Origin of the sequence: Amycolatopsis sp. EV170708-02-1, from assembly GCF_022479115.1 — a bacterium.
Lineage (GTDB): Bacteria > Actinomycetota > Actinomycetes > Mycobacteriales > Pseudonocardiaceae > Amycolatopsis.
In genome coordinates this window covers 1,792,998-1,806,901 of record NZ_CP092497.1, presented here as the reverse complement: position 1 = coordinate 1,806,901, position 13,904 = coordinate 1,792,998, and the positions used below count along the sequence as shown (strand labels likewise).

The following is a 13,904-nucleotide window of genomic DNA, read 5'->3' as shown; positions in this document are numbered from 1 at the left end:
CGCAATAAAGTCTTTGTCTTCGATGATTTTGCTTCCTACCGTGAACGAATCGGCGACAGAGGCCGGGGAGGAGGCGTCTCATGGAACTTCGTCACCTGCGTTACTTCGTCACCGTCGCCGAGACATGTCATTTCGGCCGGGCGGCCGAGCAGCTGCACGTCGCGCAGCCCGCGCTCTCGCACACCATCCGCCAGCTGGAGGACGAACTGGGCGTCGTCCTGCTGGCTAGGACCACCCGGCAGGTCCGGGTGACACCGGCGGGTGAGTTCTTCCTGGCCGAAGCCCGACGCGTGCTCGCGGGGCTGGACGTCGGGATCCGCGGGGTCCGGCGTATCGGCGAAGGCAAGCTGGGCCTGCTCCGGGTCGGGTTCACCGGCACGGCGGCGTTCTCCCATCTGCCGCATCTGGCCAGGGCGCTCGCCCAGCGGGTGCCGCAGGTGGAGCTGGAGATCCGCGCCGACCTGCTGACCGCGGAGCAGTGCGAACGCCTGCGCACGGGAACACTGGGGATCGGGGTGCTCCGCCCTCCGGTCACCGGGGACGACATCGACTTCCGCGTGATCGAGAGCGAGCCGCTGGTCCTCGCCGTGCCGGCCGACCACCGGCTGGCCGTGGAGCCCGTCGTCGCGATGGCCGATCTGCGGACCGAACCGCTCGTCACCTACGACCGGCGCAACTCGGTCGTGTACGACGCCGTCGCGCGCAGCTGCCGCGAGGCCGGGCTCACGCCTCATCAACTACACGAGGCCTCCGGAACCGCGGTCCTGCTGGCACTGGTCGCCGGCGGACTGGGGGTCGGCGTGGTGCCTGCCTCGGCCCGTGCCCTCCCCCTGGCCGGTGTCGTGTTCCGCGACCTCGCGGGAGCGGCGACCGTGGAGCTGGCGCTGGCCTGGCACCGCGAAACCCCGTCCCCGCTCGTCACGACCGTCCTCGACGCGCTCGAGGACGTCTTTCCTTCCGTCGCACCATCCACAGGGGACACCTGATGAAGATCACGCGAGTCGAGGCGATCCCGTTCGCCATCCCGTACCGAAAGCCGCTGAAGTTCGCTTCGGGAGAGGTGCACGTCGCCGAGCACGTCCTCGTGCGGGTGCACGCCGACAACGGCGTCGTCGGCGTGGCCGAGGCACCACCGCGGCCGTTCACCTACGGCGAGACCCAGGCGGGGATCATCGCGGTGATCGATTCCCTGTTCGCCCCGCAGATCGTCGGTCTCAGCCTGCCCGACCGCGAAACGGTGCACACCCGGCTCGCCCGCACGGTCGGCAACCCGACCGCGAAATCCGCCATCGACATGGCCATCTGGGACGCGCTCGGCCGCAGCCTCGACGTGTCGGTGACCGAACTCCTCGGCGGCTACACCGACCGTATGCGCGTGTCCCACATGCTCGGCTTCGACGAGCCGTCCGCGATGGTCGCCGAAGCCGAGCGGATGCGCGACACCCACGGCATCAGCACCTTCAAGGTCAAGGTCGGCCGCCGACCCACGTCGCTCGACACCGCCGTCGTGCGCGCGCTGCGAGAGCACTTCGGTGACGGCGTCGACCTCTACATCGACGGCAACCGCGGCTGGACCGCCGCCGAATCGGCGCGGGCGATGCGGGAGATGGCCGACCTCGATCTGCTCTTCGCCGAGGAGCTGTGCCCGGCCGACGACGTCCTCGGCAGGCGCTGGCTCGTGGGGCAGATCGGCGTTCCGTTCATCGCCGACGAATCCGCCGTGACCCCGGCCGACGTCACCCGTGAGGTGCTCGGCGGCTCCGCCACCGCGATCAGCATCAAGACCGCCCGCACCGGCTTCACCCGTTCGCAGCGCACACACCACCTCGCCGAGGGCCTCGGTCTGGAGGTCGTGATGGGCAACCAGATCGACGGCCAGCTCGGCTCGCTGTGCACCGTCGCGTTCGGCTCGGCCTACGAGCTGACGTCCCGTCGCCCCGGCGAGCTCTCGAACTTCCTCGACATGAGCGACGACCTGCTCACCGAGCCGCTGCGCATCACCGACGGCGAACTCACCGTCCGCCCCGGCGCCGGCCTCGGTGCCGAAATCGATCCCGAAAAGCTCCGGCGCTACCGCCAGGACCACTGACGCCCACCACGAATCAAGGAGGATTCATGACCGCCATCCACGAGACGGCCACCGCGGCCGCGTCCGGCGCCAACGCGACCGAACGGTTCAAGAGCGACAAGTTCGCCGGAGTCGCCGGAACGCCCAAGGACCGGGTCAGCCTGCTGGCTCGCGAGGTGCTGGAAGCCGTGCACGGCACGATCCGGAAGCACAAGGTCACCTACGACGAGTACAACGCGCTCAAAGCGTGGCTGATCAGCGTGGGCGAGGACGGCGAGTGGCCGCTGTTCCTCGACGTGTGGGTGGAGCACGTCGTCGAAGAGGTCGCGACCGAGCACCGCGAGGGCAACAAGGGAACCATCGAGGGTCCGTATTACGTGCCCGCCGCACCCGAACAGGGTGCCCGCGGTTCGGTCCCGATGCGCGAGGACGAGTCCGGTACGCCGCTGATCTGGACCGGCCGGGTCACCTCGACCGACGGCTCCGCCCTGGCCGGCGCGAAGGTCGAGCTGTGGCACGCCGACGCCGACGGCTTCTACTCCCAGTTCGCGCCGAACATCCCGGAGTGGAACCTGCGCGCGAGCTTCACCGCCGATGACGACGGCCGGTTCGAGATCCACACCGTGCGCCCCGCCCCGTACCAGATCCCGACCGACGGGGCCTGCGGCAAGCTCATCGCCGCGGCGGGCTGGCACGCGTGGCGCCCGGCGCACCTGCACGTCAAGGTCTCGGCACCGGGCCATGAACTGCTCACCGCACAGCTGTACTTCCCCGGCGACGAGCACAACGACGACGACATCGCTTCGGCGGTCAAGCCGGAACTGCTGCTGGACCCACGCCCGTCGGGCGACGGCGAGGCCATCGAGTACGGCTTCGTCCTCGACCCCGAACGCCCCTGACCACAGGTCCTTTTTGGAGTGATCGATGCTCTACCACGTTCGCATGGACGTCCACCTGCCACCGGACCTCGATCCGGCGGAGCGTGCCGACGTCATCGCGCGGGAAAAGGCGTACAGCCAGCGGCTGCAACGCGAAGGCAAGTGGCCGCAGATCTGGCGGATCGCGGGCGAATACGCGAACTTCTCCATCCTCGACGTCGCGGACCACGACGAGCTGCACACGCTGTTGTCCGGTTTGCCGTTGTTCCCGTACATGGACATCGAGGTCACGCCGCTGGCGGCGCATCCCTCGAAGGTCACGGGCTGACGGTGCCCTGAAACTCCCCTCGTCTCCTGATCGATCGCGGTCCGTGTGCCCGCCGTTCCGGTTGGTGAGCGCGGTGCGCCGACCGGAACTTCCGCCCCCGAAGTTCCGGTCGGTTGTTCATGGACCGTGCCGGTCCGGCCCAAGTTGAATCGGCCGAGGTCCACTTCGGACCGCCTTGGGCGCGAAGGAGTTCGGCGGAGTTGCGGGCAGAAAAGGGCAGGGCCGGCCGGGTGGTGACCCGGTGACGCGCCTGGTGACCGGGGCCGACGTCGCGCGGGCCGCGGATCGGATCCGATGCTCCGTGCGCCGCACGCCGGTGCTCGGGCCGGTCGACGGACTGTGGATCAAACCGGAGAACCGGCAGCGGACCGGCTCGTTCAAGGTCCGCGGCGCGCTCAACGCGGTCTCCGGGCTGACGGGCCACGTGCTGGCCCAGTCTTCCGGCAACCACGGCCGCGCGGTGGCCTACGCCGCGGCCCGCCAAGGGGTGAAGGCCACGGTGGTGCTGCCCGAAACGGCGCCCGCGTTGAAGGTCGACGCGGTCCGCGCGCTCGGCGCCGAAGTGATCGTCGTGCCACCGGGTGAACGGGAATCCGCGACGGCCGAACTGCTGGCCCGCACCGGCGCCACCCTGATCACGTCGGCCGATTTCGCGGTGATCGCCGGGCACGGCACGGTCGGCGCGGAGATCGTCGCGGATCTGCCGGACGCGGGCACCGTCCTCGTCCCGGTCTGCAACGGCGGCCTGCTCGCCGGCGTCGCCGTCGCGGTCAAGGCGTACTCGCCGGGCACGCGGGTCGTCGGCGTGGAACCCGAACTCGCCGCCGACGCGGCCGACTCGTTCCGCACCGGCCGCCTGACGCGCTGGCCGGTGTCGCGGACCTACCGGACGATCGCCGACGGCCTGCGCGCCCCGGTGCTCGGCGAGCTCGCGTGGGAGCACGTCAAAACGCTCGTGGACGACGTCGTGACGGTCGACGAGGAAAGCATCGTCGCCGCCCAGGCGTTCTTGTTCGACCGGTTCGGCGTGGTCGCCGAGCTGAGCGGTGCGGTGGCGACAGCCGCCCACCTGACCGGGCGCGCCGGGCCACCGGGAAGGGCGGCGGTCGCCGTCGTCTCCGGCGGGAACGTCGCGGCGCCACCACTGGGGGCGAGGAGAGAGCAGGTGTCCGTTGATCACGGCTGAGATCGGCGGTGTGCTCGCGACGATCGGGGACACTCCCCTGGTCGCCTTGGACCGGGTCGTCCCGCTGACAGGCTCCCGGGTGTTCGCGAAACTGGAGAAGTTCAACCCCGGCGGCAGCGTCAAGGACCGGACGGCGCTGAACATGCTGCACGGCGAGATCCGCTCCGGCACGCTCGTGCCGGGCAGATCGGTGGTCGTCGAGTCCACGTCGGGCAATCTCGGTGTCGGGCTCGCCCAGATGTGCGCGTATTTCGGGCTCGACCTGGTGTGCGTCGTCGACACCCGCACGACCGCGCAGACCCTGGCGCTGCTGCGGGCCTACGGCGCCACGGTCGAGGTCGTCACCGCCCCGGTCGACGGCGACCTGCTCGGCGCCCGGATCGCCAGGGTGCGGGAGCTCCTCGCGCTCCTGCCGGACGCTTTCTGGCCCGATCAGTACGCGAACCCGCTCAACCCGGCGGCGCACGAGCACACGATGCGCGAGATCGCCGACGCGCTCGACGGCCGCGTCGACTACCTGTTCTGCGCGGTCGGCACCGGCGGCACGATGCGTGGCTGCGCCGACTACATCCGGCGCGAAGGGCTGGCCACGAAGCTGGTCGCGGTCGACGCCGCCGGCAGCGCGATCTTCCACGTGCCGACGGAAGAACGCCGGATCCCGGGCCACGGCGCCGGCCGACGGCCGCCGCTGGTCGACACGTCCGCGGTGACCGAGGTCGTGCACGTGACCGATCTCGAATGTGTGCGGGCGTGCCGGATGCTCGTCGCCCGGGAGGCCATCCTCGCGGGCGGTTCCTCAGGCGCGACCGTGGCCGCGCTCGCGAAGCTGCGCGACCGCATCCCGCCCGGCTCCCGGTGCGTGCTCGTGTTCCCCGACGACGGCAACCGCTATCTCGACACCATCTACTCCGACGCGTGGGTCCGCGGTCACTTCGGCGAAGTGCCCGAAGTGACCGCCCGCGCCCTGGCCGCGATCTCCTGAGGAGTTCCTCTTGCGTCACCTCATCTCCCTCGACGACCTCACCGACGACGACCTGCGTGCCATCGTCGGCCGGGCCGTCCGCCTTGCGGAACGGCCGCGGGCGAACTACTCCACTTTGGATGGTGCGGTCGTCGGCATCCACTTCCGCAAGACCTCCACCCGCACACGCACCGCGTTCTCCGCGGGCGCGCTGCGACTGGGCGCCCGGATCATCGCGTACGGCCCGGACGACCTGCAGACCAACACCGGGGAGTCCATCGAGGACACCGGACGCGTGCTGTCGTCGATGCTGGACTTCCTCGTGGCGCGCACGGCGGCCGATCCGGCGGAGCTGCGGGCCATCGCGGCGCAGGACCGGATGGCCGTCGTCAACGCGATGAGCGCGGACGAGCATCCGACCCAGGCGTTGGCGGATCTGACGACGATCGTCCAGCGCTTCGGCCGCGTCGACGGCGTCCGCATGCTGTACCTCGGCGAGGGCAACAACACGGCGGCGGCATTGGCGCTCGCGCTCAGCCGTTTCCCCGGCACCGAACTGCACCTGCGCACCCCGCCGGGCTACGGCGTCGATCCGGAGGTGCTGGAGCGCGCGGGCAAGCACGCCGCCCGGCATGGTTCGTCCATTGTGGAGCGGCATGACGTCCTCGACCTGCCTGACGGCGTGGACATCGTGTACACCACCCGATGGCAGACCACCGGAACGTCCAAACCGGACCCGGGCTGGCGCACGGTGTTCGCGCCGTTCCAGGTGACGGCGGAGCTGTGGACGGCAGGCCCGGACGCGCTGTTCCTGCACGACCTGCCCGCGCACCGGGGCGAGGAGGTCACGGCCGACGTGCTCGACGGGCCGCGTTCCGTCGCCTTCGCCCAGGCGGAGAACAAGCTGTACAGCGCGATGGCCGCGCTCGAGTGGTGTGCCGGGGAGGACTCGGCATGAGCTGGTTCGACCTCGCCGACAGCGGCCTGTCCGGTGCGGGCGAGGTGACACTGCTGTCCCGTGAAGAGGTCCGCAAGTGCCTGACGAACGTCGCCCCGGTGGACGTCGTCCGCGAAACACTGGCCGACCACGACCGCGGCATCGGTCTCCTGCCCGCCGAGGCGTACCTGCGCTGGGAGAACTCGCGAGGCGCCTACACCCGGTCGATCGGGATGCCCGGTGCGGCGAGGTCGGCGTACGGCATGAAGATCATCAACGCCAGCGTGTCCAACCCCGCCAGCGGGCTGGAACGCGCGGGCGGCATCGGTCTGTGCTTCGACGCCGAGACCGCCCGGATCACCACGATCATCGAGGCCGCCCTCCTGAGCGCGGTCCGGACGGCGGCGGTGAGCGCGGTGGGGGTGGACGCGCTCGGATACGGCGGGGCGGTTTCCTTGGCCGTCGTCGGTTGCGGCGCGCAGGGCCGGATGCACGCGGCGCTGCTCGCCGAACGGCTGCCGTCGCTGCGGAAGATCACCCTGTACGACCGGTCCCCGGAGGCCGCGCGGGCACTGGCCGCCATGCTGCCCGGCCTTGCGGTACAGGTCTGCTCGACGGCGCGGGAAGCGGTGTCCGAGGCCGAGATCGCCGTGTTCACGACCACGATGGACGAGGGGTACGCCGAGCCGGACTGGGCCGCGCCGGGCGCGTTGCTGATCAATGTCTCCCTCGGTGATCTGACGGACGCGACGTTCCGCGACGCGGCGGCGGTCTACGTCGACGACGTGGACCTGGTGGCCGACAACCCGCGCCGGCCGCTGGGCCGTCTGATGGCGGAAGGCGTGTTCGGGCGTCCCGGTGCTGCCGGGTCGGCACGCTCCCTCGACGGCACCTTGGGCGGTGTCCTGACGGGACGGCACCGCGCGCACGGGGTCGCGTCGCCGTATGTGGTGCTGAACCCGTTCGGCATGGGAGTCCTCGACGTCGCGCTGTACGCGGCGATCTCCACTCAGGCCCGGGCGGAGGGGCTCGGTACCGTCGTCCACCTCGGCTGAGCCCGCCCTGGTTTCCGGGCGTTGGATGATCGGACCGGTCACCCGTCATCCCCGCCGTTCGGGAGGTCCGGAACCAGCCTCGAAATCGGAGGTGGGCGCCGGGGCACCGGGTGTCGGCTCGGCATTCGTCGGCGCCGGCGGTGGCGCGACCGCCGGCGGGAGCGGGGCGGGCGGCCCCAGAGTCGGAGTCGAGGGTGCCGAAGTGGCCGGGCTGGACGGCGACGCGTCGTTCCAGCCGGGAATCGGGACGTACGGGGCCGCGACCGCCACCAGCGTCACGAAACTCGCGGCCGCGACCTTGTGCTTGGCCGTCGGCAGCAGGCGGTGGAGCAGGTCTCCGGCGAACGCCAGCCCCGGAACGGCCAAGACGAACCTCAGCAGGCCTTTCCGGTCGTCGCGACGCCTCCGGCACTTCTCGCAGGCCTTGACATGTGTCCGGACCTTGTCGAGCAGCTCCGGCGAGCCCGTCCTGGTGCCGACGAGGCTGCTCGGGATCAGGCACCGGTTCGCTCCTTCGCCAGGGTCGGTGACGAGGACCGCGGCCGCGCCCGCCTCGCCGAGCGCCCTCTTGCCTCGCCAGCGCCGGTTCCGCACCTCGCTCGGCTGGACGCCCAACCGCTCGGCCAGCTCCGCTTCTTTGTGGTGTCCGAAGGTCACTTCCAGGTACAGGGTGGCGTTCTCCTGGGAGGGCTTGTCGAGGAAGCTCCAGGTCCGGTCGAGCAACTGCAGCGTGTCCATCCGCAGTTGGACGGAACCGCGGGTGTCCGCGCGCGGATCCGTGTTCTCCTGATTTCCCTCGTCCAGGACTTCACGACGAGCCGTGAGCTCCCGGGCCAGGTCCTTGGCCGAGTTGATCGCGACCCTGCGCAGCCAGGCACGCAGATTGTCGACGTTCTTGCCAGGCGGCCGTTTCAGCACATTCTCGACCGCCCTTTGAGCCGCGTCTTCCGCGTCTCGGTCGTTGATGGCCGTACGCGTCGAGAAGGTGCCGGGCGTCGAGTAGGAGTCACCGGTGACGAAGGTGGTCCAGCTGCCCATCCGGCCACCGGGTGAGAGCTTCGCGCGGTTGGGGATTCCCGGCACATCGACCCGCTTCACGTCGCCGAGCGCGGCATCGACGAACCGGGCGACCGCGCCGGCCATCGGCGTGGCCTCCTTCGCCAGGCACAGGCCGCCGTTCGCCGCGGTGTAGAACCGTTCGCAAGTGAGCGAACTGATCCGTCGCGGCCCCGCAGGATCGGACACGGGGACCGACGCGACATTGCCGTAACCGGGCCCCGACGCGCCGTTGCGGAACAGCAGCCTTCCCTGCTCCCCCAGCACGACCTGCCCCGAGGAATCCACCGCGACCGTCGCGTCCGCCTGCCGTTCGGGGCTCTTCGCCTTGGCCTGCACCACGTACACCACCGAAGCGGCGGCGAGTGCGGCGACACCCGCCAGCGCCACGACGAACTTCATCGGAAGCTTCACCCGTCTCCTTCCCCGTCACCGGCAGCTGTACGGGCCTGCTTTGTCGAGCAGTTCGCCGTTCGTTCCGATGATTTCCCAGGAATAGGTCTTCCCCTTGAGGACCAGCTTCATCACTCCGTGCTTGCCCAGGATCTTCTCGACGCCCTCACGGGCTTTGTAGTCGAGGTACAGGCTGTCGCCGCCGATCCCGGCGATGACCGAACGCACGCCGTCGGCCTCGTCGACGTGCCCGTCGACGTTCAGCGGCTTCGTCCGCTCGTAATGGTGATCGTGCCCGGCGAACACGACGTCCGCCTTGGCCCTGGCCAGCTCGTTCCACAACGGCGCCACGCTCTTCGCGTCACCGGAGTTCCCGGAGTTGAAGCGCGGATGGTGCCAGTAGCCGGCGATACAGGACTTCTTCGTCTTCGCGAGGTCCTTGCGCAGCCACGCCACCTGCTCGGCGCCGCCGCCGTTGTACACCGGGTCCGAATCGAGGGCGACGAAATGGAAGGCGCCGACGTCGAAGCTGTAGTACGGCTTCCCCTTCGGCGTCGCGATCTTGCCGAAGTACTGCTTGTATCCGGCCAGCTCGTTGTTCCACTCGTGGTTGCCCGGAGTGGGTTTGGTGATCTTCTTGAACTTGCCCCAGGTCTTGTCGTAGTAGGACCGGAATTCCTCGATGGTGCCGTCGACGTATTGGTTGTCCCCGACCGTCAGCACGTACCGGGGCTTGATCTTGGCGACGAGTTCCGCCGTCCGGGAGTGCTCCGACGGCAGCTCGGGTTTGGCGATGTCGCCGGCGAGCGCGATGACGATGCCGTCGGACGGTGTCGGCCGGGTGGCCGCTTTCACCGGCGTGGTCGACCCGGACAGGTTCCCGGCCGCGTCCCGCGCCCGCACCGCGTACTGGAAGTCGAAGCCCGACGCCAGCGACGTGTCGGTGTAGGACGTCGTCGCGGACCTGCCGATGACGTTGCCGTTGCGCAGGATCTCGTACTCGACGACCCCGACGTTGTCGTTCGCCGGGTTCCAGCCGAGCGTGATGCTCTCGGTGGTGGACGACGACTGCCGGAGCCCGGACGGCACCGACGGCGGCTGGATGTCGCCGTCGCCGGTCCGGACGCCATAGACCTCCAGCTCCCACAGCGAGTATCCGTACACGGTCGCCCGAGCCGTACCGAAGATCCGGACGTGCCGGGCGGAGGTGTTCAGCCCGGTGAACTCGTCGAGGCCACCGTCGCTACCGGCCACGGTTTTCACGTCGCGCCAGTTCTGGCCGTCGTCGGACGCCTGGACCTGGTAGTCCTTCGCGTGGGCCGATTCCCAGAAGACCTTGATCCGGCTGATATCCGCCGGGCCGCCGAGGTCGACCGCGATCCACTGTGGATCGCCCTCCAGGCTCGCCCACCGGGTCGTCGAATCGCCGTCGACGGCGAGAGCACCGCTGAAGCTCTCGTTCTCGACGGTGGACGTCGTGGTCCGTTTGTTGACCGACAGCAGTGCTTCCACCGGTCCGGCCGCGGCGCTGGAAGCGATCACGGGCTGAGCGAGCAGGACGATCGCCGCGATCGCGGCGGTGCCCGGCTTCACCATTCGATTCACCTGTACTCCTGGTCGGGCCTACGTCGTCATGGAACAGGGACCGGGTCCGGTGCCGCGGGCGGCACCGGACCTCGGCCGTCAGCGGCAGGTGTACGGACCCGCCTTGTCGAGTACGTTCCCGTTGGTGTCGTAGATCTCCCAGGAGTAGGACTTCCCGTTCAGCATCAGCTTCATCACCCCGTGCTTGGCGAAGATCTTCTCCACCCCTTCACGCTCCTTGTAGTTCGTGTAGAGGTAGTCCCCGCCGATGCCGGTGATGACCGAACGCACGCCGTTGGCCTCGTCGACGTGCCCGTTGACGTCCAGCGGCTTCGTCCGCTCGTAGTGATGGTCGTGCCCGGACATCACCATGTCCGCCTTCACCTTGGCCAGCTCGTTCCACAACGGCGCGATCTGCTTCTTGTCGCCGTATTCCCCCGAGTTGAACCGCGGATGGTGCCAGTACCCGATGACACAGGCCTTGGTGTTCTTCGCCAGGTCGTCGCGCAGCCAGGCCACCTGCTCGGAACCGCCGCCGCCGTAGATCGGATTCGAGTCCATCGCGACGAAGTGGAAGTCGCCGATGTCGTAGCTGTAGTACGGCAAGCCCTTCGGGTACGCGATCGCGCCGAAGTACTCCTTGTACCCCCTGAGCTGGTCGTCCCATTCGTGGTTGCCCGTCGTGGGTTTGGTGATGCTCTTGAACTTGCCCCACGTCTTGTCGTAATGGGCGCGGTACTCGGAAATGGTGCCCTTGTGGTACTGGTTGTCCCCGACGGTCAGCACGTACTGCGGGTTCATCCTGGCAACCTGGTTCGCGGTCGCCTGATGCGTCGAGAAGAGCTCGGGGTTGGCGATGTCGCCCCCGACCGCGATGGTGATGGGACCGGTTCCGCCGGGCTGGGTCGCCGCCCTGACCACCGCGCTCGCCGCGGAGACGTTGCCCGCCGCGTCCCGTGCCCGCACGGAATAGCCGAACTCCACTCCGGACGCCAGCCCGGAGTCGGTGTAGGTGGTCGTCGCCGTGGTCCCGACGACGTTCCCGTCGCGAAGCACCTCGTACTCGGTGACCCCGACGTTGTCGGTGGACGCGGTCCAGCCGAGCGAGACACTGTTCGTGGTGCTGCCCGTCGTGGCGAGACCGGTCGGCGCCGTCGGTGCCTGCGTGTCCCCGCTACCGGAGCGGTCACCGTAGACTTCCAGCTCCCACAGCGAATAGCCGTACGACGTCCCCCTGGCCGTGCCGTGGATTCGGATGTGGCGGGCGGACGCGTTGAGGCCAAGGTGTTCGTCGGTGGCGCCGTTCCCGTCGGTGACCGACTTGATGTCGGTCCAGGTCCTGCCGTCGGCCGAGCCCTGGATCTTGTAGGTCTTGGCGTAGGCGACTTCCCAGTTCAGCCTGACCTTGGTGACGGTCGATGGCCCACCGAGGTCGACGGCGATCCATTGCGGATCGACCCCTTCCTCGCTGGCCCATCTGGTCGTGGTGCTGCCGTCGACCGCGTTGCCACCGGCGAACTCGGCGGTCTCGACCGACGACGTGGTGGTCGGTTTGCCCGCCGACAGCAGGGATTCCGCCTGCGCGGTGGTACCCGAAGAGATCAATGTCTGCCCCAGCAGGGCCAGGGTCGCCACCGCGACACCGGCCAGGGGTGTTCTCCGTTTCATGCGAACTCCTCGACGTTGCGGAGTCGGCGAGTACCGGCGGTGGGCGGCGACTTCAGCCGGAGTCGCTTAGTTAAGTAAGTTTCCTAACGATCGCAGTGTAAAAGGTTCTTAAACTCACAGTCAACGGGTGAACGCGCTGTGCCCGGCACCATTTGATGGCAGGGTCGCGGCCATGGTGACGCTGGATCGGCTCGTGAACGTCCTCGGTGGATACGGGGCGCGGTTGTGGTGCTGTCCCGTATCGCGCGAGGTGGCGCTGCGTGACGTGGTGATGCACGACGCCGCCGACCCGCGTGACCTGCGCGGGGACGTGTACCTCGCCGTCGGGACGGACTCCGTCGCGGCCGCCGTCGACCTGGCCGTGGCGGCGCACGCGTCGGTCGTCCTGGTCCGCGGATCGGCGCCGGACACCGCGGCCGCCGAGCGGGCGGAACGCGGCGGTGTCGCGGTGCTGCTGGTGGAACCGGACGTGTCCTGGGGGCAGCTCGCCGGCGTGGTCTACGGACTCGTGCTGGAGGGCCGCGAGACCGAGTCGGGCCGCGGGCCGACCGACCTGTTCGCACTGGCCGACAGCCTGGCGGACGCGCTCGGCAGCGCGGTGACCATCGAGGACCGGCTGTCCCGCGTCCTCGCCTACTCCAGCCGTCAGCATCTGGCCGACCGGGCCCGGCTGGAGACGATCCTGGGCAGGCTCGTCCCGGAGCCGGTGCGCGAACTGTTCGAGCGGCGGGGCGTGTTCGCGCATCTCGCCGGCTCCGACGAGCCGCTGTTCGTCGAGGCCGATCCCGACCACGGGCTGACCGGACGCATGGTCGTCGCGGTCCGCGCGGGCCGGGAGCTGCTGGGCTCGATCTGGGTGGAATGCGACCGGCCGCTGACCGACGCCCGGCGCGCGGTCCTGCGGGACAGCTCGCGCACGGTCGGCCTGCACCTGCTGCGCTCACGGGCGAGCGCGGATCTGGAGCGCCAGGTCGAATCGGATCTGGTCATCCGGCTGGTGGAGGGCACACCGGACGCGGCGGCCGTGCTCAGCAGGCTCGGCCTGCCGCCCGGCCGGTTCCGGGTGATCGCGCTGCAGGCCCATATCGGCGACGAGCGTCATGCCGCGCTGCTGCTCGCGTTCGAGCGGGCGACCACCGGTTTCGGCTGGTCACGCCCGGGCCGTAGCACGTTGTTCAGCAACACCGTCTACACCGTTCTGCCCGGGGACGACGTCGAGGCGGCCAGGGCGTGGGTCGCTTCGATCCGCGAGGCACTGCCACGGCAGGTGACGATGCTGGCAGGCATCGGGGCCGGCGCGGCGTCGGCGGAGCTGCCCGCCAGCAGGCTGGAAGCCGACGAATGTCTCGCGCTGCACAGCGTGCGTCCCGGCACGAGCTCCGCGATCGCCTACGACGAGGCCTGGGACGACATCCTGGTGCAACGGCTGCGGGCGGCCGCGGCGTCCGGCCGGGCACCGGCCCGCGGCCCGATCACCGAGCTGCGGCGGCACGACAGCGCGAACGCCACCAGTTACGTCGCGACGCTGCGCGCCTGGCTCGAGGCGCAGGGGGATCTCGCCGAGGCGGCCGAGCGGCTGGAGGTGCACCCCAACACGATCCGCTACCGGCTGCGGAAGATGGCCGAAGTGACCGAACTGCGCCTCGACCAGCCCGCGAAACGGCTGGCGATGATCATCGAGCTGGCCGTGTCCGACCCCGCCCCTTGACCGCTCCGGCCAAAACGATCCGCCCGGATTGTCAGATCCGGACAATCGACGCCGCCCGGATCCGAGTCATCCTGACCGCGAC

General features: G+C 69.6%; 12 protein-coding genes. 9 read left to right on the top strand and 3 right to left on the bottom strand.

Features of this window, described 5'->3' with window-relative positions:
- Window positions 1-80 precede the first annotated feature (80 nt).
- The 8 genes from MJQ72_RS08215 to MJQ72_RS08180 all read left to right on the top strand — a co-directional run bounded on the left by MJQ72_RS08215 (window position 81) and on the right by MJQ72_RS08180 (window position 7,413).
- Window positions 81-986, top strand: a complete 906-nt coding sequence (locus tag MJQ72_RS08215; protein WP_240598528.1) for a LysR substrate-binding domain-containing protein — start codon at window positions 81-83, stop codon at window positions 984-986.
- Complete coding sequence (locus MJQ72_RS08210; protein ID WP_240598527.1) at window positions 986-2,089, top strand: mandelate racemase/muconate lactonizing enzyme family protein; 1,104 nt, start codon at window positions 986-988, stop codon at window positions 2,087-2,089. Before MJQ72_RS08215 ends, MJQ72_RS08210 begins: the two co-directional genes overlap by 1 nt.
- 26 nt (window positions 2,090-2,115) lie before the next feature.
- Window positions 2,116-2,967 carry a catechol 1,2-dioxygenase gene (catA, locus tag MJQ72_RS08205; RefSeq protein ID WP_240598526.1) on the top strand — a complete coding sequence of 284 codons (852 nt, stop codon included), beginning with the start codon at window positions 2,116-2,118 and terminating at the stop codon, window positions 2,965-2,967.
- 25 nt (window positions 2,968-2,992) lie between these two features.
- Window positions 2,993-3,274: a muconolactone Delta-isomerase gene (gene catC, locus MJQ72_RS08200; RefSeq protein WP_240598525.1), complete on the top strand. Its 282-nt coding sequence runs from the start codon at window positions 2,993-2,995 to the stop codon at window positions 3,272-3,274.
- A gap of 241 nt (window positions 3,275-3,515) precedes the next feature.
- Window positions 3,516-4,460 carry a threonine/serine dehydratase gene (locus MJQ72_RS08195; protein WP_240598524.1) on the top strand — a complete coding sequence of 315 codons (945 nt, stop codon included), beginning with the start codon at window positions 3,516-3,518 and terminating at the stop codon, window positions 4,458-4,460.
- Window positions 4,447-5,442 carry a 2,3-diaminopropionate biosynthesis protein SbnA gene (sbnA, locus tag MJQ72_RS08190; RefSeq protein WP_240598523.1) on the top strand — a complete coding sequence of 332 codons (996 nt, stop codon included), beginning with the start codon at window positions 4,447-4,449 and terminating at the stop codon, window positions 5,440-5,442. The genes MJQ72_RS08195 and sbnA overlap by 14 nt, the downstream gene beginning before the upstream one ends.
- Window positions 5,443-5,452: 10 nt before the next feature.
- Window positions 5,453-6,379, top strand: a complete 927-nt coding sequence (locus MJQ72_RS08185; protein WP_240598522.1) for an ornithine carbamoyltransferase — start codon at window positions 5,453-5,455, stop codon at window positions 6,377-6,379.
- On the top strand, window positions 6,376-7,413 hold the full coding sequence (locus MJQ72_RS08180) for an ornithine cyclodeaminase (RefSeq protein WP_240598521.1): 1,038 nt from the start codon (window positions 6,376-6,378) through the stop codon (window positions 7,411-7,413). The genes MJQ72_RS08185 and MJQ72_RS08180 overlap by 4 nt, the downstream gene beginning before the upstream one ends.
- 45 nt (window positions 7,414-7,458) lie before the next feature.
- Here the strand turns inward: MJQ72_RS08180 and MJQ72_RS08175 are convergent, their stop codons facing one another.
- The 3 genes from MJQ72_RS08175 to MJQ72_RS08165 form a co-directional block, all read right to left on the bottom strand.
- Entirely contained in the window at window positions 7,459-8,883 is a 1,425-nt protein-coding gene (locus MJQ72_RS08175; RefSeq protein ID WP_240598520.1) for an RNA polymerase sigma factor, read from the bottom strand.
- A gap of 15 nt (window positions 8,884-8,898) precedes the next feature.
- A complete protein-coding gene (locus MJQ72_RS08170) occupies window positions 8,899-10,458 on the bottom strand; it encodes a discoidin domain-containing protein (RefSeq protein ID WP_240601278.1) in 1,560 nt (519 codons plus the stop codon).
- An 87-nt stretch (window positions 10,459-10,545) separates the two neighbouring features.
- A complete protein-coding gene (locus MJQ72_RS08165; RefSeq protein WP_240598519.1) occupies window positions 10,546-12,114 on the bottom strand; it encodes a discoidin domain-containing protein in 1,569 nt (522 codons plus the stop codon).
- 172 nt (window positions 12,115-12,286) lie between these two features.
- On the opposite strand from MJQ72_RS08165, the gene MJQ72_RS08160 reads away from it, so the two are divergent.
- Window positions 12,287-13,822 (top strand): CdaR family transcriptional regulator, encoded by a 1,536-nt coding sequence (locus tag MJQ72_RS08160; protein ID WP_240598518.1) that lies wholly within the window; start codon window positions 12,287-12,289, stop codon window positions 13,820-13,822.
- Window positions 13,823-13,904: the final 82 nt, after the last annotated feature.